Genomic DNA, 305 nt, shown 5'->3' on the forward strand with positions numbered 1-305 from the left:
TCTCGACCAGCACCTTGTCGCCGGCCAGCACACGGATACGGTTCTTGCGCATCCTGCCTGCGGTGTGGGCAATGATCTCGTGGGCGTTTTCCAGCTTCACCTTGACAGTGGCATTCGGCAGGAGTTCGACCACCTCACCGGGAAATTCGAGAAGATCTTCCTTCGCCATGCGGCTCCTCTTGGACGTTTCGTCGTGTGACGTGTCTATGTATCAATAACGTTTCGCCCGCTCTGATGGCTCCGGCGGGCGGACTTGGACGCTTTATAGTCGTGTCGCCCCTATCCGTCGAGCGCGCACACTCAGG

At 58.7% G+C, this 305-nt stretch carries 1 protein-coding gene; it reads right to left on the bottom strand.

The features are described from left to right. Positions 1-169: translation initiation factor IF-1 (gene infA / locus E5162_RS14540; RefSeq protein WP_135945970.1), on the bottom strand; the 169-nt coding region annotated here is incomplete at its 3' end. Positions 170-305 lie beyond the last annotated feature (136 nt).

It is taken from the genome of Marinicauda pacifica (genome assembly GCF_004793635.1).
Taxonomy (GTDB): domain Bacteria; phylum Pseudomonadota; class Alphaproteobacteria; order Caulobacterales; family Maricaulaceae; genus Marinicauda; species Marinicauda pacifica.